This window comes from Chloroherpetonaceae bacterium (genome assembly GCA_025056565.1).
Taxonomy (GTDB): domain Bacteria; phylum Bacteroidota; class Chlorobiia; order Chlorobiales; family Thermochlorobacteraceae; genus Thermochlorobacter.
Genome location: JANWWA010000064.1, coordinates 1 through 573, shown reverse-complemented (window position 1 = coordinate 573; position 573 = coordinate 1). Strand labels below are relative to the sequence as shown.

Here is a 573-nt window from a genome sequence, read left to right as displayed (position 1 = left end):
CGCAACCGCTGACTACGTCGCTTACCTTGAATCGTGGCTACCGAAGTTGCTGCGGACGCTCAAACCAACGGCAAGCGTGTATTTCTGCGGCGAATGGCGAATGTCGGGCGCGCTGCAATTTGTTTTGGAGAAATACCTCATCGTGCGCAATCGCATCACTTGGGAGCGCGAAAAAGGCAGAGCCGCTAAACGCAACTGGAAAAATTGCTCCGAAGACATCTGGTTTTGCACTGTCTCCGACGACTATGTTTTCAACGCTGATGCAGTGAGGCTCAAGCGCAAAGTCCTCGCGCCCTACCGCGAGAACGGCATGCCAAAAGATTGGGAAGAAACCCCCGATGGCAACTTTCGCCTGACTGCACCTTCAAATCTTTGGACGGACATCACCGTGCCGTTTTGGTCAATGCCTGAAAACACCGACCACCCGACGCAAAAGCCCGAAAAGCTTATCGCCAAACTGATTCTTGCAAGCTCCAATGAAGGTGATGTCGTGCTCGACCCGTTTCTCGGTTCAGGCACGACGGCAGTGGTGGCAAAGAAACTCGGTCGCCGCTTCATTGGAATTGAAATCGA

General features: G+C 53.2%; 1 protein-coding gene. It reads left to right on the top strand.

Annotated elements, in window-relative coordinates:
* A partial coding sequence (locus tag NZM05_12690; GenBank protein ID MCS7014472.1) for a site-specific DNA-methyltransferase occupies positions 1-573 on the top strand: 573 nt, incomplete at both ends.